The 22051-nt window shown below is 61.8% G+C and carries 21 protein-coding genes; 15 read left to right on the forward strand and 6 right to left on the reverse strand.

The features are described from left to right. Positions 1-18: 18 nt before the first annotated feature. The 3 genes from IFT82_RS18020 (at position 19) to IFT82_RS18030 (ending at position 3629) form a co-directional block, all read left to right on the forward strand. Complete coding sequence (locus tag IFT82_RS18020; protein ID WP_192129466.1) at positions 19-1170, forward strand: replication initiation protein; 1152 nt, start codon at positions 19-21, stop codon at positions 1168-1170. Between the two features lie 166 nt (positions 1171-1336). Then, positions 1337-2539 carry an AAA family ATPase gene (locus IFT82_RS18025; RefSeq protein WP_192129468.1) on the forward strand — a complete coding sequence of 401 codons (1203 nt, stop codon included), beginning with the start codon at positions 1337-1339 and terminating at the stop codon, positions 2537-2539. Between the two features lie 79 nt (positions 2540-2618). Further along, positions 2619-3629 carry a ParB/RepB/Spo0J family partition protein gene (locus tag IFT82_RS18030; RefSeq protein WP_192129470.1) on the forward strand — a complete coding sequence of 337 codons (1011 nt, stop codon included), beginning with the start codon at positions 2619-2621 and terminating at the stop codon, positions 3627-3629. 243 nt (positions 3630-3872) lie between these two features. On the opposite strand, the gene IFT82_RS18035 is transcribed toward IFT82_RS18030, so the two are convergent. Both IFT82_RS18035 and IFT82_RS18040 read right to left on the reverse strand, forming a co-directional pair. Then, positions 3873-4538 (reverse strand): recombinase family protein, encoded by a 666-nt coding sequence (locus IFT82_RS18035; RefSeq protein WP_192129472.1) that lies wholly within the window; start codon positions 4536-4538, stop codon positions 3873-3875. A gap of 578 nt (positions 4539-5116) precedes the next feature. Beyond that, a complete protein-coding gene (locus tag IFT82_RS18040) occupies positions 5117-5632 on the reverse strand; it encodes a GAF domain-containing protein (RefSeq protein ID WP_192129474.1) in 516 nt (171 codons plus the stop codon). 622 nt (positions 5633-6254) lie between these two features. Between IFT82_RS18040 and IFT82_RS18045 the strand changes: the two genes are divergently transcribed. Further along, positions 6255-7301 carry a protein CsuE gene (locus IFT82_RS18045; protein WP_192129476.1) on the forward strand — a complete coding sequence of 349 codons (1047 nt, stop codon included), beginning with the start codon at positions 6255-6257 and terminating at the stop codon, positions 7299-7301. A 664-nt stretch (positions 7302-7965) separates the two neighbouring features. Here the strand turns inward: IFT82_RS18045 and IFT82_RS18050 are convergent. After that, a complete protein-coding gene (locus IFT82_RS18050; RefSeq protein ID WP_342355150.1) occupies positions 7966-8163 on the reverse strand; it encodes a DUF5818 domain-containing protein in 198 nt (65 codons plus the stop codon). 26 nt (positions 8164-8189) lie between these two features. Beyond that, complete coding sequence (gene rpsU / locus IFT82_RS18055) at positions 8190-8390, reverse strand: 30S ribosomal protein S21 (protein WP_192129480.1); 201 nt, start codon at positions 8388-8390, stop codon at positions 8190-8192. A gap of 188 nt (positions 8391-8578) precedes the next feature. On the opposite strand from rpsU, the gene IFT82_RS18060 reads away from it, so the two are divergent. From IFT82_RS18060 to IFT82_RS18070, 3 genes are all read left to right on the forward strand, one after another. Then, positions 8579-8854 carry an HU family DNA-binding protein gene (locus IFT82_RS18060; RefSeq protein WP_192129482.1) on the forward strand — a complete coding sequence of 92 codons (276 nt, stop codon included), beginning with the start codon at positions 8579-8581 and terminating at the stop codon, positions 8852-8854. An 80-nt stretch (positions 8855-8934) separates the two neighbouring features. Further along, positions 8935-9804, forward strand: coding sequence for a 3'-5' exonuclease (locus IFT82_RS18065; RefSeq protein ID WP_192129484.1), 870 nt, complete (start codon positions 8935-8937; stop codon positions 9802-9804). Beyond that, positions 9801-10238, forward strand: a complete 438-nt coding sequence (locus IFT82_RS18070) for an HIRAN domain-containing protein (protein WP_192129486.1) — start codon at positions 9801-9803, stop codon at positions 10236-10238. Before IFT82_RS18065 ends, IFT82_RS18070 begins: the two co-directional genes overlap by 4 nt. 248 nt (positions 10239-10486) lie before the next feature. Here the strand turns inward: IFT82_RS18070 and IFT82_RS18075 are convergent, their stop codons facing one another. Continuing rightward, positions 10487-10921: a glycine zipper 2TM domain-containing protein gene (locus IFT82_RS18075; protein WP_192129517.1), complete on the reverse strand. Its 435-nt coding sequence runs from the start codon at positions 10919-10921 to the stop codon at positions 10487-10489. Between the two features lie 397 nt (positions 10922-11318). On the opposite strand from IFT82_RS18075, the gene IFT82_RS18080 reads away from it, so the two are divergent. From IFT82_RS18080 to IFT82_RS18115, 8 genes are all read left to right on the forward strand, one after another. Further along, positions 11319-12248: a DNA/RNA non-specific endonuclease gene (locus tag IFT82_RS18080; RefSeq protein WP_244646939.1), complete on the forward strand. Its 930-nt coding sequence runs from the start codon at positions 11319-11321 to the stop codon at positions 12246-12248. A 74-nt stretch (positions 12249-12322) separates the two neighbouring features. After that, complete coding sequence (locus tag IFT82_RS18085) at positions 12323-12493, forward strand: hypothetical protein (protein ID WP_192129487.1); 171 nt, start codon at positions 12323-12325, stop codon at positions 12491-12493. A gap of 25 nt (positions 12494-12518) precedes the next feature. Then, on the forward strand, positions 12519-13538 hold the full coding sequence (locus tag IFT82_RS18090; protein ID WP_192129489.1) for a hypothetical protein: 1020 nt from the start codon (positions 12519-12521) through the stop codon (positions 13536-13538). A 10-nt stretch (positions 13539-13548) separates the two neighbouring features. After that, entirely contained in the window at positions 13549-14310 is a 762-nt protein-coding gene (locus IFT82_RS18095) for a hypothetical protein (RefSeq protein WP_192129491.1), read from the forward strand. A gap of 24 nt (positions 14311-14334) precedes the next feature. Further along, on the forward strand, positions 14335-15414 hold the full coding sequence (locus IFT82_RS18100) for a M4 family metallopeptidase (RefSeq protein WP_192129493.1): 1080 nt from the start codon (positions 14335-14337) through the stop codon (positions 15412-15414). Continuing rightward, complete coding sequence (locus tag IFT82_RS18105) at positions 15414-15764, forward strand: protealysin inhibitor emfourin (protein WP_192129495.1); 351 nt, start codon at positions 15414-15416, stop codon at positions 15762-15764. Before IFT82_RS18100 ends, IFT82_RS18105 begins: the two co-directional genes overlap by 1 nt. Before the next feature lie 361 nt (positions 15765-16125). Beyond that, positions 16126-16656, forward strand: a complete 531-nt coding sequence (locus IFT82_RS18110) for a YfiR/HmsC family protein (protein ID WP_192129503.1) — start codon at positions 16126-16128, stop codon at positions 16654-16656. Positions 16657-16659: 3 nt separating this feature from the next. After that, complete coding sequence (locus tag IFT82_RS18115; RefSeq protein WP_192129505.1) at positions 16660-18714, forward strand: TonB-dependent receptor plug domain-containing protein; 2055 nt, start codon at positions 16660-16662, stop codon at positions 18712-18714. A 146-nt stretch (positions 18715-18860) separates the two neighbouring features. On the opposite strand, the gene IFT82_RS18120 is transcribed toward IFT82_RS18115, so the two are convergent. Next, entirely contained in the window at positions 18861-21740 is a 2880-nt protein-coding gene (locus tag IFT82_RS18120; protein ID WP_192129508.1) for a M16 family metallopeptidase, read from the reverse strand. Positions 21741-22051: the final 311 nt, after the last annotated feature.

Consider the following 22051-nt stretch of genomic DNA (forward strand, 5'->3'; position numbering starts at 1 on the left):
CTTCGATCGCAGCATGGCATGGAAAACGACGCTGGCCAACTAACGGTGGCACATCAGGAAACGATCGAGGAAGCATTGCCTGGTCGGTCAATGCGCGTCGCCGCGGCGCTGCGGCTGAAAGGTGGCGACGAATTCGCCAAGCCAGGCTCGATTATCGAGGTGAAATTCGTAAAAGGCGAGTCGCTCAGCCTGACGGCCTCGCGGTTGTTGGCGCTAATGATCCTGACGGCTGGTGGCGATGCCTGGGAAGACCGTCCCCACCGGATGCGCAAGGCGGATATTCGCCGCGGCCATAAGGGAAACGAGCGCATTACGGAAATGCTCCAGGAGCTTCACCGCACGCTGTTCGCCGTCGATGACAGGTCGTGGCGGGGGAAAAAGGCGACGACACTCTTCTCGCTGATCTCACGGTCGAAAGAGGAGACGGAGGAAGATGGCGGGCAGGCGGGTTGGATCGAGTGGGAGTTCACCGCCGACGCGCGCAAGCTGATTCAGGCATCTGAGACCTATGCGGTGCTCAATCGGCAGGCTGTGCTGGGGTTTCGGTCGAACTACGCGCTGCGCCTTTACGAATTGGGCGCTTTGCGTCTGCATCGGCGGCAGGCGACCTGGAAGGGCGATATGGCGGCGCTTCGAGCTGCATTGGGTATTCCTCCGGATGTCTACACGGACTTCGCGCAGTTGCGGCGCAAAGTGCTGGAGAAGGCCAAGGCCGAGATCGACCAACTTGCCCATTTTCGCGTGGATTGGCGGGAGATTCGGCAGGGTCGCACGGTCGCGGAGATCGAATTCCGGTTCGAGCCAAAAGGCGCTCCCGAGGTCATCGAAACCATCGGGGAGCTCGATCGTCATTCAACCGGCCGCAAGCAGCGTCGGGATGGGACAATCGAGACGGTGACGGTCGGGCAGGACGCTTTGGCGGCTCCGGCAAAGCCAGCGGACAAGCCGACTGGCGAGACACAGACGTTCCCGTCAGGCTCGATCCGGTTCGGTTATGACGATCTTTTTTCGATCGGCCGGTCTTACGGCGGCGGCTGGGACGTTGACCTTATCGCGTCGGGCTTTCGCGATCATATGGGCGAGCGGCTGACCAAATTGCGGGGGGCCAAATTGGCGGCTGCATGGAAGGGTTTTTGCGAAAGCTGGGTGACCCGGCGGGGCCGCGCCTAAAGCGAATTGCACGCGTGCAATTCCGGTGATCCCCCACCGAGTCAGGATAGGCAGAACTCGGTCACCGCAGCCGCCAAACTAAGCGCCGCACTTTCGAAATCCGCGAGTTTATTGACCGAAAAGCGCAAGTGAGTGTAGCGTAGCTGCGATTTCGAAAGGTGGGCCCGTGTCGAACAGTCTTGAGCTAGAGGATGCCGATCGCCTCGTGTCGGTTGCGACGCTGGCGAACCGAACGTCCACCGTGTTGGAGAGACTGCGCGATTCCGCCCGCAGCGCACGTGCCGATGACCGGCGGGAGCCCACTTTTACGATTAGCAAAGCCGCCGAACTTGTCGGCCGAACTGCCGCGGCGATTCGCGACGCCGAGAAGGATGGGCGGCTTCCCGAACCTGCCAGAACCGACAACAATCGCAGAGAGCGCTACACGCTAGCCCAGCTCAACGATATGCGTGGCGTTTTCGGAACGCGACCCTATCGCAGTCCGGAAGATCCCTGCTGCGTCGTCGCCGTCCAGAACTTCAAGGGCGGGGTGGGAAAATCGACGCTCGCGGTCCACCTCGCCCAATATCTCGCGATTCGTGGATACCGGGTCGCGTTGATCGATTGCGACAGCCAGGCGTCCGCCACGACGTTGTTCGGCTATGTGCCGGACCTCGATCTGACCGAGGACGATACGCTGTACCCATTCCTTCGTGAGAGTGAGCGGTCTTCACTCGATTACGCGCTGAGGAAGACCCATTTCGATGGGCTGGAGCTGATCCCGGCGAACTTGCGGCTGTTCCAGTCCGAATACGAGCTTGCGGCGCGTATGGCACGAGGCAGCGGGGCCCTGCTCGATCGGCTTCGCGAAGGCATTGAGAGCATCTCCGACCGCTTTGACGTAATCGTGATGGATCCGCCGCCTGCCCTCGGCGCGATTTCGCTCTCCGTTCTCCGGGCCGCAAATTCGCTGGTTGTTCCTGTTCCGCCGACCGTCATGGATTTCTCGTCGACAGCGGCGTTTCTGTCGATGTTGGACGAGACAATCGAGCAGCTGGCCGAGCGCGGATTAGCACCGGAACTACGGTTTTTACGCTTCGTGGCGTCGAAGGTCGACGAGAACAAATCGATGCAGAAGGAACTGCTGAACCTGATGCGGACGCTGTTCGGGCATGCGATGGTCCGAACGCCGCTCAAGGATTCAGCCGAGATCGACAACGCGACTGCGCGTCTCATGACCGTCTATGAGCTTGACGGGCCCGCGACGAGTTCGGCGGTGCGCAACCGCTGCCTGGCATATCTGGATGGTGTGAATTCGGAAATCGAGGTGGATATCCGGTTGATGTGGCCAAGCCACCAGAAGCGACTCCGCCAAGAGGCGTTGGCATGATGCGGGATAATTGCACGCGTGCAATTTGCCATCAGGACAGGAATTGCACGCGTGCAATTTGGGGGGAAGGGAGGCTCTCATGAGCAGAAAGAACAGCGGCTTCGCCGCCGATCTCACAGCGGGGATCGATCTCACCAGCGAGGCAGCGCCCCGTCGACCCAGTATAGCGACGAATGTGCTGACCGGTCGATCGAACCGCCTGGCTGAACTGACCTCTGGCACGGTCGTGAGCCGCACCCACGAACTTGTCGACCCGGCACGATGCCGAATGTGGGTCGGGCATAATCGCGAGTACAGCTTGCTCAGCGAGCAACGCTGCGAGGATCTGATCGAGAGCATGAAGGCGCAAGGGCGCCAGGAGATGCCGGCAATCGTGCGGCGCGTCAGTGGCGATCCGGACTATGATTTCGAGGTGATCTGCGGCGCGCGTCGGCATTGGACGATCAGTTGGCTTCGCTCGCACAACTATCCCGAATTCAAGTTCCTGATCGACGTGCGTGAAATCGGCGACGAGGAGGCGTTTCGCCTTGCCGACATCGAAAACCGGGCGCGCGACGATCTCACCGATCTGGAGCGGGCAAAGGACTATCTGCGCGCGCTCGGCACCTATTATGATGGCCGACAGAAGACAATGGCCGAGCGGCTGAAGGTCAGCGAAAGCTGGCTGACGCGCTACCTTGATCTCGCGCGGCTTCCCGATGAGCTGATGGTGGCATTCAAGCAGCCACAGGAGCTCGGGATTCGCAATGCGATAGCGCTGAAGGCGTTGCTGAAACCGGACGATCGGCGAACGCGAGCGTTTCGCGAGGCACAGCGCCTCAGGGCGGCGCAGGACGAGGCCGGAACCCCGATGCCGGTACTCGAGGTGATCAAGGCGCTTAGCATCGCTACTGACCCCCCCAAGAGGTCAGGATCCCCCAAGAGGTCAGGCTCGGTGGAGACCGTCGCCAGCGAAGGCGGCAAGCCGGTGTTGCGGATCGAGGGTGCTGATAGGAAGGGCGTCCGCCTCACGCTGTTGAGCAAAGGCGGAGCGTCTCGCGAGGACGCCGAGAAAGCGCTTCAGGAGGTTCTGGATCGTCATTGGTCGTAAGCGACGCTCAGCGGCCGGTAGGACAGCCTAAGACATCGACCGGCTTGCAGTTGCATCAGGCCGTCGCCGCGCTGCAGAGCGGCGTACCAGTGCGCCTCGTCGCGCCCATGTCCGTGCCGGGCAGGGAAACTTCGAGCACCTATTTTCTCGAAATGTGTTCCTGATTGCTCTTTCCCGAAACTGACTGGTCGAGACGGAGAAGCGGGAAACATCGAAGGCCTGATTGAAAGTGAATTCCGTCGCTTAGACGGTCCCGTCGACAGCACTCGGATCAACGCCCTTGGCGTCTGCCATTCGTTCGTCTTTCAGGCGGCGAGCGATCTTGGCGAGCAGCGTCCGGCTGCAGCCAGTTCCGGTCATGATCTCACGCCAGCTATGGCCATCTCGTAACGACCGAGCGATCGACGCATTACGCGCGGTGTTCTCGACGCGACCTTTGTAGAGACCTGCGGCTCGGGCACGGCCGACACCTTCGGCCTGCCGACGTCGACGATCGTCGTAATCCTTGCGCGCGACCGCGGCGAGGACATCGAGCATCATCGCGTTCACCGCCGCGAACATCCGGGCCGTGAAGTCGTCGGGGGTGGCAATCAGGTTCCAGGACGTCGGCAGGTCGAGTGACACGATCCGGACCTGGCGCGCCTCGATTTCCGATCGCAACTTGCTCCAGTCGGCCGCGCTGAGCCGGGATAGCCGATCGACCTGCTCGACCAACAACACGTCCCCCGGACCGCAGTCGTCCAGCAGCCGGAACAGCTCCGGCCTGGCAAGGCGAGTACCACTTTCGTGTTCGACATAGCGCGCTGCGATACGGAACCCATGTGCAGCGGCGAACGCCTCCAGGGCCGCGCGGGCGCGGGTGGCGTCCTGTTCAGCGGTCGATGCCCGTAAATAGGCACGAACGAACATGCTTCAGTCCTTTATAAATGGTCTGTTGATGTCCAGTCTTTTTTGAAATGTCTTTTCACGAAAAACGGACCGGTCGGGCGCCAGTCTGCCAGAAGTATACTCAAAGCGTACTGCTTCAGGATTAGTCGGAAGCTGCATTTCTGATAGGCTAATAACGATCACGCGATCGATCGCCGCGCTGCTGGCCTGTATCGGGGGTAGCGACATTATCGCCGGCACCGCAGGCGTCTCCAGCGGTTCAGGCACTCCGCGTAATCGAGCATGCGTCCAACAGCACTCAGACTGCAGCGATCAGACGAACTGTTAAAGCCATATCCGTGCGCCTTCGGCGGATATAAAAGGGTTTCCGTCGGTCATGTGGCTCTTACAGCACCATAGGTCGCTTTGTTCGGTGCTTTCCCGGTCGTTTATAGAGCTGGTAATTTCGTCTCCACCACGTCCGATAGGGAATGCTGGTCCCGCCGCCTGGATGTTACGAGGTTCAGGTCAGCCCGCTGCAAGGCAACTGTCGCCGGGACTGGCATCTAAACCGGGATCGCAATTGGAAAGCGATCTTGCCTGTCTCTGACGAACGGAGCCTAACGATCAGGCTTGTCAGACGCGAGTACTCGTTCGGTTTCCCGTGCCATCATGACCAGCAATCGTGGGTCGAAGGTCGTGGTGAAGGGCTCGGTATCTGCCACGCAGATTGCACCCAGCGATATCCCCGCGGCGTCGGTAATCGGCATTCCGGCATAGAAGCGGATGAAGGGATCGGCGGTTACGCTGTCGAGGTCGCGGAACCGCGGAGCAATCCGGGTATCGGGCACGATCAATGGCTGCCCGGCATGCTGGATCGTCACTGCGCAAAAGGCGGCGCGTCTCGGAATGGAGGCGGTGTCGAGGCCTCGTTGCACCAGGATGACCTGAGACTGGCCGTCGATGATGGAAATGGCCGCATACCGAGTGCGGTAATGGTTGTGAATCAGGTCAACGATGAAATCGAGTTCCTCGTGGTCCTGCATCGCCAATGCCCCACTCCGGTCCACGGCGGTTTGGCGCTGCCGTTCGTACGAGAAGGCGTCATACCATGATTTGACCTGTGTATCGATCACATCATCCTCTATTCTGTACAAGGCATGGCTATCACGATGCCGAACGTGGCGCTTCTACATAGACACGTGACCGATCAGCGACAGTCCACGTCAATCGAAACATTTATGAGTTTTGTTGGTTCGACCGATATTGCCGTCTGCTTGGTGATACGGTTAATGGCAGCGGTGATTATCGATGGTCATCGCCTCGGAATATGCCAGCTATTTTGCTTGCAGTAGAATAAATAAGGCGCTGTAATAGCATAGTTTTCGAACGTCGAGATCCGAAAATCGGCCAGATCGGAAAAATTGCCGCAGTGGTTGTTCAACCTTTGGTTAAATAAACTGCGGCGATGGCGGTGGCGGTCGTATCTACCGGAATCCACCTCGTGCTTCTTGCTGTTCTCCTATCTGGTTCGGTGATGATCGCCGGGGCACAACGGTCACCGTCAATCACGGCAGATGGCGCTGGCGCGTCGAACGGGCGATGCCATCCCCATGCCGTCGTCGCGACGATGCATTATGTCGAGCGCGATCATGATGGCCGCCCGGTGCACCGCCGGTCGACCCTATGTGGCCCGATCCACACCTTACCGGCAAAGCAGGAGGGCGGACCCCTTCGACAATCGCCGGGCGTCCGGCCGTGATCGCCCGTTCTGTCGCCGCTAGAACGACAGTGGCGGTTGCCGGTGCGGCGCTGTTCTGCGGCGCTGCACCGGCAACCGCCTGCACCGTCTCATCCTCGGTGGCGGCTGATCTCGGCAGCTTTTCGCCCAACGCGGTCAAGGGCGGCGCCGTCCCCGCGGTAAAAAGCCGCGCAGGGCTGCAATGCGGCTTTGCCGTATTGAAGCTGCTCGGCAGCGATAACGTCAAAGCGACCTTCACCAGCGCCAACGGCTTCAGGCTGATCCGTGCCGGCGGGGGGAGCGTCCCCTACCGGGCATCGGCCGATGAGGCAGGTGTCTACGCCGCGAGCCAAGGCGCGACGATCGACTATATGCAGAACAACCTGCTGAACCTGCTCGGTCTCCTTGGTAACAGCAACGCGGATCTGCCCATCTGGGTCAAGCCGACAGGTGACGGCTTTCCCCCGGTAGGGGTCTACAGGGACCGGATATCGATCAGCTGGAGCTGGAGCATCTGCAGGGGGCTCGGACTGATAGGCCTGTGCGCACTCGGCAGTTCCGACACCGGCACAGGCACCTCGGTGATCGACATAACCTTGACCGTAACGCCCCGGGATGCGACGTTGTCGACGACTTCGACGACGATCTGGGACCCCGTCAACACCTCGTTCAATCCCCGGGCGCTGCCCGGCAGCCGACGGACCGTCACGGCCACCTTCGCCAACCCTGACATCGTGCCGCTCGACGGGGGACCGGTTGACATCGTCGTGCCAACCCCGGCGGGGGCGGCACTGTCGCTCGACGGCGAGGGCGCACCACCCGGCCCGGCCATCACCCTGATCGAAGGGTCGCCCGAGTCCTCGATGCGCCTGCGCTACACCGCACCGTCCGATGCGGTCGACGATGTCGACTTCTCTGCCGACAAGGGACAGACTTGGACGCATCAACCCGTCGCCGGCGACCCCGCTTCTCAGGGCGCGGTGACGCATGTCAGGCTCCGCACGCGCGGCACCATGGCCGCCATGTCCTCGTTCTCGGTGCAAATCCCGTACAGCGTCCGCTAGGCGTCTGATGCCACAGCTTGATGGTGCCAAGCTTTTGATGGAACGGAAGGGCGCCATATGAAACATCCGCCCGCACGGCAGCTTGGGCTACCGACCGCCTGCTCTGAAAACGGCGACACCACCATTACCGCCTATGGTTCTGCTTCCGCCTACGACCGGTAATGGCGGCGGAGGTGATAATGCACTTACATGCAAACCCGCAGCAGCCGGTGCGAGCTGCTCAATCATGAACCCCTGGTAGCATCGCACGCCCACGCGTCTGCTTCTCGGTCGTGACCAGCTCGGCACCCGCAGGCACAGGGCAGGGCAGGGCAGGGGCCGGCACTGACCTACAACGACCCTTCACCGCAAAAGAGTTTGCGTTACGTCTGATCCGGATGGCTGCTGGACTATCGTTTTCAGCTGATTATCTCGACGCCATGACGACGGAATCAGACCTGTACCGGCAGCGAGCGCACGAGCAGCGTGAAGAGGCAGCGAAGACGACCCTACCGAACGTTCGCGCCAGGGCTCTGCATGCGGCTGAGCGCTGGGATGTGATGGCTGATCAGTCTGAACGGTCAACTGCAGCAGCGGCAAGGCGGGACGATGAGAAAGCGGTCAGGGACGCTGACAGAGCAGCCGCGAGGTAAACCGTCCCCGTCAGATGGCGTCATCGCCGCTTTCAGGCAGGCGCTACGCCATCGGCATTGACGAGATCGACGCCGACCAGGGTGCCGATCAGCCTAACTCGTTTTTCGATCAGATCGACCGGTGTGCGACGCAACTCCAGCATATAACGGCCGCCAAGGTCACGGCGCAGATAGAAGGCGCCGCCATCGCGGATCAATGTGCCGGTCTCATCGATCCGGCTGCCGATCACCCTCGTGCCTGGCTGGGCCCCACTGGTCATTGATCGCGTTCGGCACGCTTGCGATCAGCCTTGCGAGCACGACTGATCGCCGCTGCCCGCTCACGGGCGCGCTTCTCCGACGGCTTCTCATAGTGCTGGCGCAGCTTCATCTCGCGGTAGACACCCTCACGCTGCAGCTTCTTCTTCAGGGCACGGAGCGCCTGATCGACATTGTTGTCGCGGACGATGATCTGCATGACGGTGGTGCTTCCGGCTGGTCTTGGTGTGGGTGGCAAATGCCGGTTGTATGGTGGGATGGTGAGCAAGGCAAACGGCCGGTCCGGCATTGATCGGCAAGCGGGTAGGGCTGCCTTTGGTGAAGGGGTGTGATTGCTCCTGCAAGGTTTTGCCGGGTAAGGGAGCGCATCAATCCAGGATGACATTCATGAACAACGCCGAACTCGCCGAAACCCTCGTTGCCAATCATGCCATGTCGAAGGCCGATGCCCGCAAGGCGGTTGACGACCTGATGGCCGCGATCGTCGCTGCTACGGCCAAGGGCGAGGAAGTCTCGCTGACGGGTTTCGGCAAGTTCAAGATCAAGGACAGCCCGGCCCGTGAGGGTCGTAACCCATCGACCGGCGAGGCCATCCAGATCGCCGCATCGCGCAAGCTGACGTTCGTGCCCGCTAAGGCGGTCAAGGATGCGCTGAACGGCTGATTACATCGCGACCGGTGCCATTGCCCCGTTTGCAGGGCAATGGCACCGGTTGGTCACGGCCAAGGTAATGACTGCTGCCCATGGGCAATGACATCTCCGCACACGGGCGTGCAGCTGCCCTGCTCGACGGACACCCCGACTACCGGGTGTTGCGGGCATTGCCCCCGCCCGAGGCCTATCCCGTTGCAAAGCCGCAAGGGCAGGTGCGCACGGCCGCGGTCATCGATGTCGAGACCATCGGCCTCGATGCGGATCACCCGATCATCGACCTGGCGATCCAGCGGATTGCCTTCGATGCACGCGGCATGATCGTCCAGGTCGGCCAGCCCCGGCAATGGTTCGAGGACCCCGGTATGCCGATCCCGGCCGAGATCACCCGGCTGACCGGCATCACCGATGCGGATGTCGTCGGCAAACGCATCGATACCGACGAGGCCGTTAGCCTGATCGCCAGCACCACTGTCGCCATTGCTCATAATGCCGCCTTCGATGCCGTTCGCGTCGAGCGGCGCCTGCCCGCCATCGCCGGCCATGCCTGGGCATGTTCGTGCAATGAGGTGCCATGGCCCGAACTGGGCTTTGACGGTCGCAAGCTTGGCCATCTCCTCATGCAGCAGGGCCTGTTCCATCACGGCCACCGGGCCGCGGCCGACGTCTGGGCGACGATCAATCTCCTTGGCCGTGTCCTGTCGGACGGCGAGACCGCTCTAGCCAGGCTCATCCGCCAGGCAGAGCAGCCAAGCGTCAGGATCGAGGCCACCAATGCCCCGTTCGAGGCGAAGGATGCGCTGAAGGCGAGGGGGTATCGCTGGCATGCTGACCAGCGGACATGGTGGACCGAGATCGCCACGGCAGCTGAAACAGTCGAGCTTGGCTGGCTGCGGGACACCTGCTCGTGTGCCCAGCCCAGACTGACGCCGGTCACCTGGGCCCAGCGTCACCGCGGATGATACCGGAACTGACCCTGGCCGTCGTCGGCATCGACTTCCCGAATGCAGACGGCAGCAACCGTCGGTCCGAGGCGATGATGACGCTTCCCGGCGAGCCGGTGGCGCTGATACCGGAACCCCGGAACCAGCATGACAGCAATGTGATCGCGGTCGTCAGCCCGCGCGGCGTCCAGATCGGCTACCTCAGCGCCGAACGTGCGCCGTACGTCCGCGCGAGAATGGGCCGTGGTGATGACGCCGTGGCGATCTTCCGGGGCATCAACGGCGGCGCGGCGTTCATCCGGGTCCGGTTTGACGGTGCCCATCCTACGCTGCCGACCCCCACCGATCACCCAATGGCATCACGTGGTCTGGCGCCGTCACCGCGAACCCCGAACTGCCATGATCCCGACGCTTTCTATCCGGATGAGGACGGACCTGAATGGGGGGCCTGACCAGTACGGCAGGGGACTTTGCTGTGCAGGGCGCCGACCACGGATCAGGCGCGAGAACAGACTACCGAACTAGCCGTATCGCAGATATCCTGACTTTCGAACGTCACGAATGTCACCGCTTTAGCGACAGGGGGTGGCCGCTATGAGGACATCCCCCCGCTATAAGTCGGCAAGCCTGCTGCATGTAACCGCGAACCCAAGCGCCCGAAGGCACCTGGGCTCAACAACGATCGGCAGTAATTGCAGGCTTAGCGGCAATAGCCCGGATTGTTGGATTTCTCGATGGCATTGCCGGCAAGGGCACCAGCCCCACCGCCAAGGATGGTGCCCAGTGCACGGTCACCGCGGCTGTCGATCGTCCGACCAAGCAGCCCGCCGGCAAGCGCGCCGATGATTGCGCCCGTCGTGCCCTGGCTGCACCGCTGCGGACGACGGTCATAGCCCTGACCCCCGTAACTGCGACGGTCGTCATATCCGCGACGATCATCATAACCGCGGCGATCATCGTAGCGTCGGTCATCGCGGCGGGAAACGTAGCGGGGACGCTGTTCATACCGCCGGTCGTCGCCCTGGTAGGAGCGCTCATAGCGATCGCCATAACGTTGCGCGCTGGCGACCGATGGCACCATGGACGCAGCTGCAGAAGCGAGAAACGCTGCACCGAAGAGTAATTTGCGAACCATCACCTGACCTCCATGGCAGCAGATCAGCAGCCGCCAGATGATGCTTATGCGGCTGCCGCCATGTTGCAATACTGAATGGGTCTGTTACCTCCCATTCAGGGAGGCTCTTCCTTCGATATCGGCGTCAAATGGCAGAATGACTTATCTGGCCGAGAGCTACCGGTCGGCTAACTAGCGTTGCCGGATCGCGCATCACGTGAGCTGAGCATAACGACATATTGGTCGAGGGGGTAACCGCCGTCACTGCCATCAGCCTGGCCGTACCGCCGCAAATTGGAGATGAAATACGCCTGCCGCTTTTTGCTCCTATGAAACTGACCCAAACACATCAGTGCGCGGTCGCGGTCGAACAACTAAGCCTCGAACGGACACGACGTGAAGCCATCGGAGAGAACCAATGATGATCGACATGTCCTATCGGCCCCGCCTCGATGATCTACGTCCAATCACGTCGACGAGCGAAAGCTCGCTCGCGCTTGATACAGCCAGCGTCCGGACCTCCCCGCCATCGTCGTTCGCAGGACGGCAGGGATACCGAGCCGAACACCTTGGCGCGTTTGTCGTGCCGTTGCCCGACACCTCTGCGATTGCAGCCGATGTCCTACCCGTTCCGGGTAACAGCGACGCACGGCTCGACTACGAGCATTTTTCGATCGTCATGTCGAAGAGCCGTCGCCTGGCGCTGTTCACCGGCGTCAACATCGATGGCAGTGCGAGCGTCTCGGTCTCCCGTGGCGGTGATCCGTGGGCGTTCGACGGCCGCATCCCGGAGACGGCCCAGGCCGGTGACGAACTCTACGCTAACAATGACTTCGACCGTGGCCACCTCGTCCGCCGGGAGGATCCGAACTGGGGTCCAACCGCTGGCGTCGCCAACCGCGACACCTTCCACTTCACCAATTGCGCGCCGCAGCTTTCCGCGTTCAACCAACGTACCTGGCTCAGCCTCGAGGACTATATCCTCAGCAACACGCGCCGCGTCGGTGAGCGAGCAACCGTGTTCACCGGCCCCGTCTTCCGGCAGAACGACCCGGTCTATCGCGGCGTCGCGATCCCGCTCGCTTATTGGAAAGTGGTCGCCTTCGTTCATGATGACGGCCGACCTTCCGCTTCTGCTTACCTCATCGACCATGACGTCGACCTGACTGAGCAATCGTTGCTGTTCGGGGCGTTCAAGACGTACCAGCGATCCGTGGCGGGTATAGAAGGCCTCACCGATCTCAATTTCGGCGAACTGCGCCAGTTTGATGGATTTTCGAACGAAGAAGCTGCGACTGGCGAGGTGGTCCGACGGCTCATTTTCGGGCCCGAAGACATCCTTGTCTGACGTGCAAAAATAGCGCTGTCCTACAAAGAACATATATGGAACATGGGCTATCGGATCAACATGGGAGTCGGAACATGACCGACATGATCGATGGCCCGATGCTCGTAGGTATCGCGGCGCTTATCACCAGTATCGTCAATATCGTCACCACCCTGCGGCCCCGCAACCGGCCGCAGGGCCGCCTGCGGCTACGACGCATTTCCAGGCGAAGAAAGGGGAGGGAAGATCGCAGTTTAAGGGCATGATGCCCTACGTCTGAAGGAGACCGCCATGCGCCGCAGTGCCAATGCCCTTCTAATGTTGATGACTGTCCCGGTGTTCCTTGCCGGCTGCGCCACGAACGTGGTCCGGCTGGAGGCGGCAGGGGCAATGCAAGCTCGAAGCCGCGCAGCCGTGACGGCGACCGCCAGTTACTTCGATGCCATCGAACAGCGTCGCCGCGAGGCAGCAGCAGCGCTCGTTGCAAGCGACCCCAGCTGCTTGCCGGCGACGCCGTTGCGCATCCAGGTGCCAATTGCACCGACCGCGCCGGCAGCACCGCTCTGCCTTGCGGGTGGAGCCCCGGCGGCTGGCTACACGGCCTTCGAGATCGATATTGGCAGCAGCCCGCGCGCCGTACTCGAGCCGCGCATCGCACTCCTCGCCGCGATCAGCGACTATGCCAATGCGCTGGCTGCTATCCTTGATGCACCCAAAACCGATGTCTCAGTCGAGATCACGGCCTTCGCGGACCAGGCCGACCGGCTTGCGCGCTTCAGCAACTTCGTCGCCGGCACCGACCTGCCCAACGTCAACGCGGCCGTCGCCAGCGAACAGGCCCAGAGCCTCATCGCGCTCATCGCCTTCGCCAGCGACCTCGCCCGCGAGGCAGGGCAAACCAAGGATGTCCGAACGCTGGTCATCGAACGCGGCGCCGTCGTCGATCGCGCGCTGGGCTCGCTGTCGGTTCAGGTGACGACGTGGGGCAGGGGGGCTGCGCGCAATGCCGACGACCTCTACGGCAATGCCCTGTTTCGCACCTACATCCGCAACCGCGCGAGCCTCTCAGCCGATCAGCGCGAGCAGTTGGCCACCCGCGTGTTTGCCGCCCGCGAGGCCGCGAAGGAAGGACCGGCACGCGCCGCGCAGGTCGCCGACGCGCTCGACCTTGCCGCTAAGGCTCAAGGAGGGCTGCGCGATGCACTCGCCGGTCGCCTGACGTCGCAGCAGCGCCGCGCCGCAGCTCGCCTCAACATCGACCGTATCACCCGAGCGCTGGGCCTGATCGCCTCGCTCGCCACTCCTGCCTGAAGAGGACCCGATGACGACCTTCACCCAGGCCGTGGATGCGGCCGACGCTCTCACCGACCAGCTTCAGGAATTTACCGCCAACCCGCGCTATCTGCCGCGCTTCTTCGACACCTTCTTCGGGCTACGTACCGCACTCGGCAGCGCCCGCGACGGTTTCGCCGGGCTGCACAGCGGGGAAGGAGGCGACCTGCCGGTTTTCGCGACGGTCCTGGACCGCTGCGAACAGGCGACCGCCATTGGCATGGCGCTGACCCCCGGCGACGCCGCAGTGTCACATTATGCCGGGGCCGTGCAACGCGCGATCGCGGCAATGGATGATCAGGGTGACGCAACTGCGCGGCCCGCTTTGCGGGGCACGCTGCGACTGCGTAGCCGTTCAGCACCCATGGTCAGGGGAGGGCGGCGACCTGACCCGGCGCCTGAGCCTTACTATGCCAGTCTCGTGAAGCTGTTCCCCGTCGAGGCGGTGACGCTGTACCCGCTGGCGACCGGGATCGCTGCCGGCGACATCGTCATTCGGCTGATCCTGATCGGGATCATCACCCTGTTCATCGTCGCGCTGCGCTGGTTCGGGACGCAGGAAGAGAGAGGGGGAGATGCAGATGTGGTGGCGATCGCCGTCTCGGTCATCTCGTTCGAGCTCTACACAGCCTCGCTAGGTGGCTTTGGCTACCTCCCAGGCGGACCTGAACAGACCAGCCAGTTCCTCGCCTTCATCACCATCATGTGGGTCGCGCTCGTCCCCTTCGTGCTTCGCCGCGCCCGCAGCTGAACCAACCCCTGAGGAGATACGACTATGTGCAACTCCACCCATCGCCACTCGCTTCACTGCATCCTGCCGCCCTACATCCTGTCGCAGATCGCGGAAAACGGCTCGCCCGAGATGCGGGCGATGGCGGTTCGCAGTCTGCTGATCGATCCAACCATCCGCATCGTCCGCGCCAGCACCGCCGGCCCCGTCACCGGCGCGATCGCGCGGCGGCGTGCCGCGGCGGGTAACATCCTGACCCCGAGCCCACTCAGGACCATCCGCGACGCAGGCGGCGAACCTGAGGCACCGGGGGCGACGGTGGTGCGGCGCGAAGGCGATGGCCCCAGCGGCGATATCGCCGTCGACGAGGCTTATGACGGTCTCGGGGCGACGTTCGCGCTGTTTTGGGAGGCCTATCAACGTAATTCGATCGACGATGCTGGGCTCCCGCTTGATGCCACGGTTCACTACGACCAGGATTACGACAATGCGTTCTGGGACGGGACCCAGATGGTGTTCGGTGACGGCGACGGCGAGCTGTTCAACCGCTTCACGATCTCACTCGACGTGATCGGCCACGAGTTGACCCACGGCGTCACCGAGAAGGAGGCGGGCCTCGCCTATTTCAACCAGTCGGGCGCGCTCAACGAAAGCATTTCCGATGTGTTTGGCAGCCTCGTGAAGCAGAAGCTGCTGGGACAGACCGCCGACCAGGCCGACTGGCTGATCGGTGCCGGCCTCCTGACGGCAAGGGTCAACGGCGTTGCCCTCCGCTCGATGAAGGCGCCGGGCACCGCTTATGATGATCCGGTGCTTGGCAAGGATCCACAGCCGGGACACATGGACGACTTCGTCCGCACCAACCAGGACAATGGCGGCGTTCACATCAACTCCGGCATTCCCAATCGCGCCTTTCATTTTGCCGCAATCACAATCGGCGGAAACGCATGGGACCGCGCCGGCCAAATCTGGTACAACGCGCTGCTAGACCCCAATACGAGGGCCAATACGGACTTCGCCGGCTTCGCCCGCGTCACGATTGATGTCGCGGGGCGTTTGTACGGCTCAGGCAGCGCTGAGGCGACCGCGGTTACCGAGGCCTGGAGCACAGTTGGAGTGATCTGATGCAGATGGGCAAAGCTTGCAACGAGACGGTAACGGGCGAGGCCCGGGTACGGATCGAGGGCGGCCTTGCCCATTTCCCGGGGCTGGCGAAGGAGCAATCAGTGTCCTTTGGCGATCTTGACAGCCCGGAGCGTCAGGAACTCACAAGCCTCGCTGATCAAGCTGATTTTTTCGACTGCACGCCGGCGAACGACACCGCGAAACCGGATGCACGCACGTACACGGTCGGCCTCACGATCGATGGACGTAGCCGCGAAATCCGCGTCGCCGAGCCGATCCGCGATCCAGCAATGGCCAAGCTTGTGTCAGTTGTGCGCCGATTGAGCAAACAGCACAGCGTCAATCGCTAATATATTTTGTCAATAATCAAAACCACTCCTTTATATTATACGCTTAAGCGGGCATCGATACTTCTGTCGCAAGAATCCTAACCTCTGGACGTCTAGCATGTCGCTAGTTTTGTGATACGAAACGGCAGAAGGCGGTGGACGGCAGACCTGCAGCTTTACGTAATCACTTCGGTAACAACACAAGCGCTTCGTACATCAGTGACATGTGGATCACAGGTCACACGCACCTGCTTCCGAAACTCAAAATTGGATCGCGCTTAAGGCGAAGAGCTTTAGAAAACAACACCTCAATCCAGCGCCCCTCATTAACTATTCGCACATATCCCATGGCTATCAACCGGCCTAAATGATTGGGATACATGTGAATTACCTGTCTATCCTTGCGGGCCCCGTTCTCGCCATCAGCATGCTCTGGCCAGCAGCTACCGCGCCGTCAGCCGTTCTGAATGTACCAGTCGCCGCGCGGGTCATCTCATTCGTTCAACCGACGCCTGTAGGACTCGTCCCGATCGGGATCGTTTATCAGCCCGGCAACGCGGCATCGGAAGCGGAGGCTAACGACATGGAGCGCATGTTAACCGGCGGTTTCACGCTGGGCCGTGCCACGCTCCGCACGCGTCGGGTGGCGGTGTCCAACCTGGGCCAGCTCGCCGGCACGAAGGCGGCTTTCGTCACGACAGGCCTGCGCGCGCATCAGGACGAGGTCGCCGCAGTCGCCAGTGCGCAGTCCATTCTGACCATCACTGCCGACGCTGGCTGCGTCATAGCTGGAAAATGCATCGTGGGAATCAGTGAAGCCAGCAAGACCCAAATCATCGTGAACAAGGCGGCCGCGCATCGAAGCGGTATCCGGTTCGGATCGGCCTTCCTCATGCTCGTGAAAGGGGTCTGACCCATGCGCCGCTTCTTCAGCCTTATGGCTGCCACTGCGGCCGGCACCATGATGCCAGCCGGCCATCTCGATGCACAGATCGTCGACTATGCGACCTTGAGTGATGCCTTTGGCGAACCGATCACGACTAGCGTGACCGGAAAGCCACAGCGTGCATCGGAAGCCCCCGCCGCCATCACGATCATAACCCACGACGAGATAGCCCGGTCTCCCGCGCGTAGCGTGCCAGACCTCTTGAAGGCTTATACGGGGATCGACGTCAATCGCTGGACAGCGGGACAAAGCGATGTGACCGTCCGCGGTGGCGTCCAGACCTATAGTGCCCGCCTGCTTGTCCTTGTTGATGGCCGACAGGTCTATCTCGACCATTACGGCATGACGAACTGGAACCTGCTTGGCGTCCAGCTCGACGAGATCCAGCAGATCGAGCTGGTTCGTGGGCCCGCCAGCGCCCTGTTCGGCTTCAACGCCGCCAGTGGCGTCGTCAACATCATCACTACTGGCGCCGACGCGGAGCGACATGTCAGCGGGACGGCGGAAATCGGTACTCACGGCTATGCCCGGGTCGGTGGATCGGTCACCGTCCCGGTCAGCTCGACGATCGGTCTGAAGATCAGCGGAGGGCATCAGCGCGAAGACGAGCGCGCCATTCCCGGTGCGTTTTACCAACCGCCACGGACCCGGCACGTCTATGCCGATCAGGTGAGAGCATCGCTGGCCATCCAGGCCGACGCGTCCACCTCGATCACGCTCGATGGCGGCCTGACCGGCAATCGGCAACTCGAGTTCCTGCCCAGCCAGATCCTGACCGAACAACGGTTCCGCAACCAGACCGCTGGACTGCTGGTAAACCGCGATACCGACTGGGGCAGCCTGACCGGTCGGATCTACACCAACTGGCTGCAGGCGGACTATGGCATCACGACGCCTGCAACCGATCCCTACAGCAGCGTTGCCGATCTTCGCACAAACAACCGTATTACCGTCATGTCGGGATCGGGTCTTATCGGCCTTGGCGCGGCAAATACCCTGCGGCTTGGCGCTGAGTATCGCGACAACCACTTGAGGTCCGGCAGCCTGTTTTCCGATCGCATCGGTTATCAGGTCGCAGCTCTCAGTGGTATGATCGACCTGCATCCGACCGAGCGCGTTGCAATTACCGGCGCCCTGCGGCTCGATCACCTGTGGCTGGATCAAAGCGGGACGCCGGCAGCACCGCAGATCGATCCGGTCTCCGCCTATCAGCGCTCGATCACACCAATCAGCTTCAATGCCGCGGTAACCGCTCAGGTCAGTGATAATGACAGACTGCGTATCAATGGTGGACGTGGATTGCAGCTGCCATCACTGATCAGCCTTGGCGTTCGCGTAATGGTCCCGGCTCCCGACGTTCCGATCCCGGTGTATCTTACCGGGGATCCACGCCTGGCTCCAGTCATCGTCTGGAGTGCAGAGACGAGTTACTCACATGGGTTTGGCTCAGACATTCACTTTGACGCCACCCTTTTTTATACTCGTACAGAAAACCTTGTCGCGTCGCCGGGTGGTTCTGTCGATGTCACAGTGGTGCTGACACCAGCGCCGATTGCCGTCACGAGATTTGCCAATGTCGGATCTTTTGAAAGCTACGGAGTAGAATTGGCGGCATCAGGAAAATTATCACGAAACTTGAATTGGCTACTAGACTACAGCTTGGCCAAGATCGATGACAACATCCCCGCAAATCGTGACGTTACCTTTTATGCGCTCTTTCCCGAAAGGGCCACACCCCGGCATCGGGCTAATTTGAGCGTTGATTACACAGTCGGCGATTGGTCAGCCGCCGCCTTGGCGCATCTCACGAGCGCCAGTTATCAAAGCAGCTTCCTACCGTCGACGGAACTGACGATGATACGGGTGCCGGCAACAGTCACGGTCGATGGTAAAATCACCAAGAGAATCGGTTCTAACATCGCAGTATATGCGGCGGGGGAAAATCTAACTAAAGCTCAGGGTGCGTATGGGTCTCCCATCCCCGCTGATCGTCGACTTCGCTTAGGTATAACTACTAAACTATAGGACATGAACGTCGATTGACATCGGTGGCCGTTTGTTTGCGGGGTACACGCGAGCAAATTGCCGCTGCAATGGCGTCGCAAATATCCTGACTTTCGAACGTTACGAATGTCACGAGTGTCACCGCTTTTACGACAAGGGGATGGGCGCTATGAGCTAGCGGAACTCCTGCTTGTTGTATGCAAAGTTGGGTTGCCCAGGTCGATGGCGTTGGCCTGGATAAGCTCTAGGTCCGGCCGGATCGCGCGGAGGCGGTCAATGAACAGTCTGGCGTCACCAACCACGACGATGTTGGCGTTTGCGCCCGCCACGGTCCCCTTTGCCGCAGCGGTCGCGCCTGTTGGGGTCACCGCATTGATCCGGGTGGTAAGACTGGCTGCCTCGCCAGCAGGCAGACCCTGTTGGATCAGGCTGGCAATCGTCAAACCAAGACCACGACTGGTTTCAGCCGAACGGCTGAGTCCACCCGCCAGAAACGTCTTGCGCTTGTCCACTGTGCCGGCATCGAGCGGCTCGCGACCAAGACGGTCGAATTCGGCAAGAAAGATCTGCACCACCTCAGGCGCGCTTTCGTTCTTGGTTTGCGTGGTTGCGGTGAGCAGACCGTCGTCGGCGCGCGCCGTCACGCTGCTATATGCCCCGTAAGATAGCGCACGCTTGACCCGGACTTCCTGAAACAGCCGGCCGTTAGAGCCTGCACCCAGCACGGCATTGGCAACCTGCAGGTCGAACCAATGCGGATCGGCACGATCGACGCCACGTACTGCTGCTGTCACCGCAGCCTGCCCTGCACCGGGCATGTCGATCACCACCAGGCGGGGCCTGGTAGGCTGGCCAGCGCGGCTGGTGGGAAGGGCAGGGGCAGCGCCAGTGACGCGCCAGTCGCCAAACAGCTTATCGCCCAACTGGCGAGCGACGGCAGGATCGATCCCACCGGTCACCACCAGTGTCGCCAGATCCGGCCGCCACCAGCGGGCGTGAGCCGCCGCAAGTTCGTCACGCGTGATAGCGGCGACGCTGACCGACGTTGCCACCGCGCCATAAGGAGCGGCGCCATAGCTGACCGGCTGTATCGCCATGGCAGCCAGCGCCCCCGGATTCTTCAGGGCAACCGAAAGCCCGTCCAATGTCTGGTCACGGCGCCGCTCGACCTCGTCAGCGGGGAAGGTCGCGTTGCGCACCACGTCTGCCAGCACGGCACCTGCCTCAGCCAACGTGGCGACGGGACCGGTGATGCTCACCACGGTGCCGTCGGCGCCCGCCTGTGCATCGAGCCTAGCACCCAGCGCCTCCACCTGCGCGGCGATCTGTTCGGCGGTACGGTTTCTGGTTCCCTGCGTCGCGATGTCTGCCAGCAGGGCGGCCAGACCGGCACGGTCACGCGGATCGGTCGCCGCGCCACCCCTGAAGACGATTGCCATCGTCGCGACCGGCACCGATCCGGTGCGCGCAGCAACCATGCCCATGCTATTGGCCAGTGTGCTCTCAACGATCGCGGGGGGCGTGACAGGCAATGCCCTGCCTGGCGGGGGCGGGGCCTGTCGGCTGGCTTCCGGTGCAAGCGCGAGCGGCGGGCGCGCTGCCGGGGGCACGGACGCCCAGGTCGGCATCGGTGTCGGGTTCGTCCAGCCGTTGGCCGCGCCCGCCGGCCGCTGCTTCTCGTCGAGGTAGCGGATGTCGATCCGTGCTTCCGGTTTCAGATACAGGCGAGCCACTCGCTGCACGTCGGCCGCCGTGACCTTGCCGACCAGCGCCAGTCGACGATCGAGTGCTCGCGGATCGCCAGTGCGGACCAATGCCTCGCCGATCGCGAAGGCGCGGCCATCGAACGTCTCGCGCTCGCGCAGGGCCGCGGCAAGAATCTCGTTCTTCGCTTCGGCCAGTTCGGCGGCGGTCACCGGCTCGTCACGCATCCGCGCGATCTCCGCAGCGAGCGCAGGTTCCGCTTCGGCAACGGTGTGGCTGCTCGCCAGCGTCACGCTAGGCGCGAAGAAGCCACCGTCCTCGACATCCTGTAACTGGACGCCGACCGATGCCGCGATCTGACGGCCGCGGACCAGCGCCCGGTATAGCCGCGAATTCTCACCGTTCGACAGCACCGCATCGAGCACCTCGAGTGCGGCAAGATCGGAATGGGCAGCGCCGGGGATGCGCCACGACGAGGCGACCATCGCCAGCGGCACGTTGGGCGCATAGGCGGTGACGATGCGCGGCGTGGTGCGGGGCGCCTCCGTTGCCGTGACCTTCAGCGGGATCGGATTGCCACGTCGGGGGATCGCGCCAAAATAACGGTCGACCAGCCCATCCAGTCGCGCCGGATCAAAATTGCCCGACACGATCAACGTCGCGGTATCGGGTCCGTAGAATGCCTCATGGAATGCGCGGGCATCAGCCAGCGTCGCGGCATCAAGCTGTTCCAGGCTACCGATTCCGGATCGGCGCATTGGCAGTGTATCGTAGCTGTTCTCGTCCAGCACCAGCCGCAGCCGGCCATAAGGCGGGGCAAGCACACGCTGGCGGAACTCCTCCTTCACGACGTTGCGCTCGGTTTCGAACACCTGCTCGTCGACCATCGGGCGTGCCATCCGCTCGGCATGGGTCCACAGCATCGTCTCCAGATACTGGGCAGGGACGATCTCATAATAGTTGGTGCGGTCGAACCAGGTGGAGGCGTTGCGCGATCCGCCGACATCCTCGGTCAGCTTGTTGATCGCGTTGTAGGGCATATTCACAGTCTTGCGCGACAGGATGTGCTCAAACAGATGCGCAAAGCCCGAACGTCCCTGCGGATCATGCTTGGAGCCAACGTCGTACCAGACCTGTGTAGTGACGTTAGGCGTCGAGGTGTCGCGAATGGCGATCACCTTCAGTCCGTTAGCCAGTGTCCGCTCTGTGAAGCCGATGGGCGGAACCGTGATCGCTGCGGGGGCGGGGGCCGGTACAATCGCGCGCCGCTGCGCTGTGGCGGGGGCCAGCATGGTACCCGCCAACAGTGCGGCGATGCCGCAGCGGGATAAAAAGCAGCGCATCGTCTAATCCTCGCACACCAATATCACAACAAAGCAAGCCCGTCTTAGCTACCGGGTCAAGGCCCATCGAACGGAACAAGCGTGAAAGAATGCTAATTAGGAGGCGATTAAATCCACTTCTTGCGACGCCCCGCGAACGCCTAACGCGGAAACGTATCTCAGCTCTAAGTGTATTACTGGAGTGACTCACTGGCTGGCCCAACACGCAACAGGTCGTATGTTTCAAGGTACTGGGGTTTGGGTTCGAACAGGCGACGGAGATGTGGCTTTCATGCATCGCGATGCAAAAGTTTCTATGACACTGGTTGATA

The sequence above is a fragment of the Sphingomonas sp. CFBP 8760 genome (assembly GCF_014841615.1).
GTDB lineage: Bacteria > Pseudomonadota > Alphaproteobacteria > Sphingomonadales > Sphingomonadaceae > Sphingomonas.

Excerpts from the sequence above, each read along its gene's own strand:
- IFT82_RS18020 (WP_192129466.1), top strand. The coding sequence starts at position 19 with ATGGAAAACGACGCTGGCCAACTAACGGTGGCACATCAGGAAACGATC.
- IFT82_RS18030 (WP_192129470.1), top strand. The coding sequence starts at position 2,619 with ATGAGCAGAAAGAACAGCGGCTTCGCCGCCGATCTCACAGCGGGGATC.
- IFT82_RS18035 (WP_192129472.1), bottom strand. The coding sequence starts at position 4,538 with ATGTTCGTTCGTGCCTATTTACGGGCATCGACCGCTGAACAGGACGCC.
- rpsU (WP_192129480.1), bottom strand. The coding sequence starts at position 8,390 with ATGCAGATCATCGTCCGCGACAACAATGTCGATCAGGCGCTCCGTGCC.
- IFT82_RS18060 (WP_192129482.1), top strand. The coding sequence starts at position 8,579 with ATGAACAACGCCGAACTCGCCGAAACCCTCGTTGCCAATCATGCCATG.
- IFT82_RS18065 (WP_192129484.1), top strand. The coding sequence starts at position 8,935 with ATGGGCAATGACATCTCCGCACACGGGCGTGCAGCTGCCCTGCTCGAC.
- IFT82_RS18070 (WP_192129486.1), top strand. The coding sequence starts at position 9,801 with ATGATACCGGAACTGACCCTGGCCGTCGTCGGCATCGACTTCCCGAAT.
- IFT82_RS18075 (WP_192129517.1), bottom strand. The coding sequence starts at position 10,921 with ATGGTTCGCAAATTACTCTTCGGTGCAGCGTTTCTCGCTTCTGCAGCT.
- IFT82_RS18080 (WP_244646939.1), top strand. The coding sequence starts at position 11,319 with ATGATGATCGACATGTCCTATCGGCCCCGCCTCGATGATCTACGTCCA.
- IFT82_RS18085 (WP_192129487.1), top strand. The coding sequence starts at position 12,323 with ATGACCGACATGATCGATGGCCCGATGCTCGTAGGTATCGCGGCGCTT.
- IFT82_RS18090 (WP_192129489.1), top strand. The coding sequence starts at position 12,519 with ATGCGCCGCAGTGCCAATGCCCTTCTAATGTTGATGACTGTCCCGGTG.
- IFT82_RS18095 (WP_192129491.1), top strand. The coding sequence starts at position 13,549 with ATGACGACCTTCACCCAGGCCGTGGATGCGGCCGACGCTCTCACCGAC.
- IFT82_RS18100 (WP_192129493.1), top strand. The coding sequence starts at position 14,335 with ATGTGCAACTCCACCCATCGCCACTCGCTTCACTGCATCCTGCCGCCC.
- IFT82_RS18105 (WP_192129495.1), top strand. The coding sequence starts at position 15,414 with ATGCAGATGGGCAAAGCTTGCAACGAGACGGTAACGGGCGAGGCCCGG.
- IFT82_RS18115 (WP_192129505.1), top strand. The coding sequence starts at position 16,660 with ATGCGCCGCTTCTTCAGCCTTATGGCTGCCACTGCGGCCGGCACCATG.
- IFT82_RS18120 (WP_192129508.1), bottom strand. The coding sequence starts at position 21,740 with ATGCGCTGCTTTTTATCCCGCTGCGGCATCGCCGCACTGTTGGCGGGT.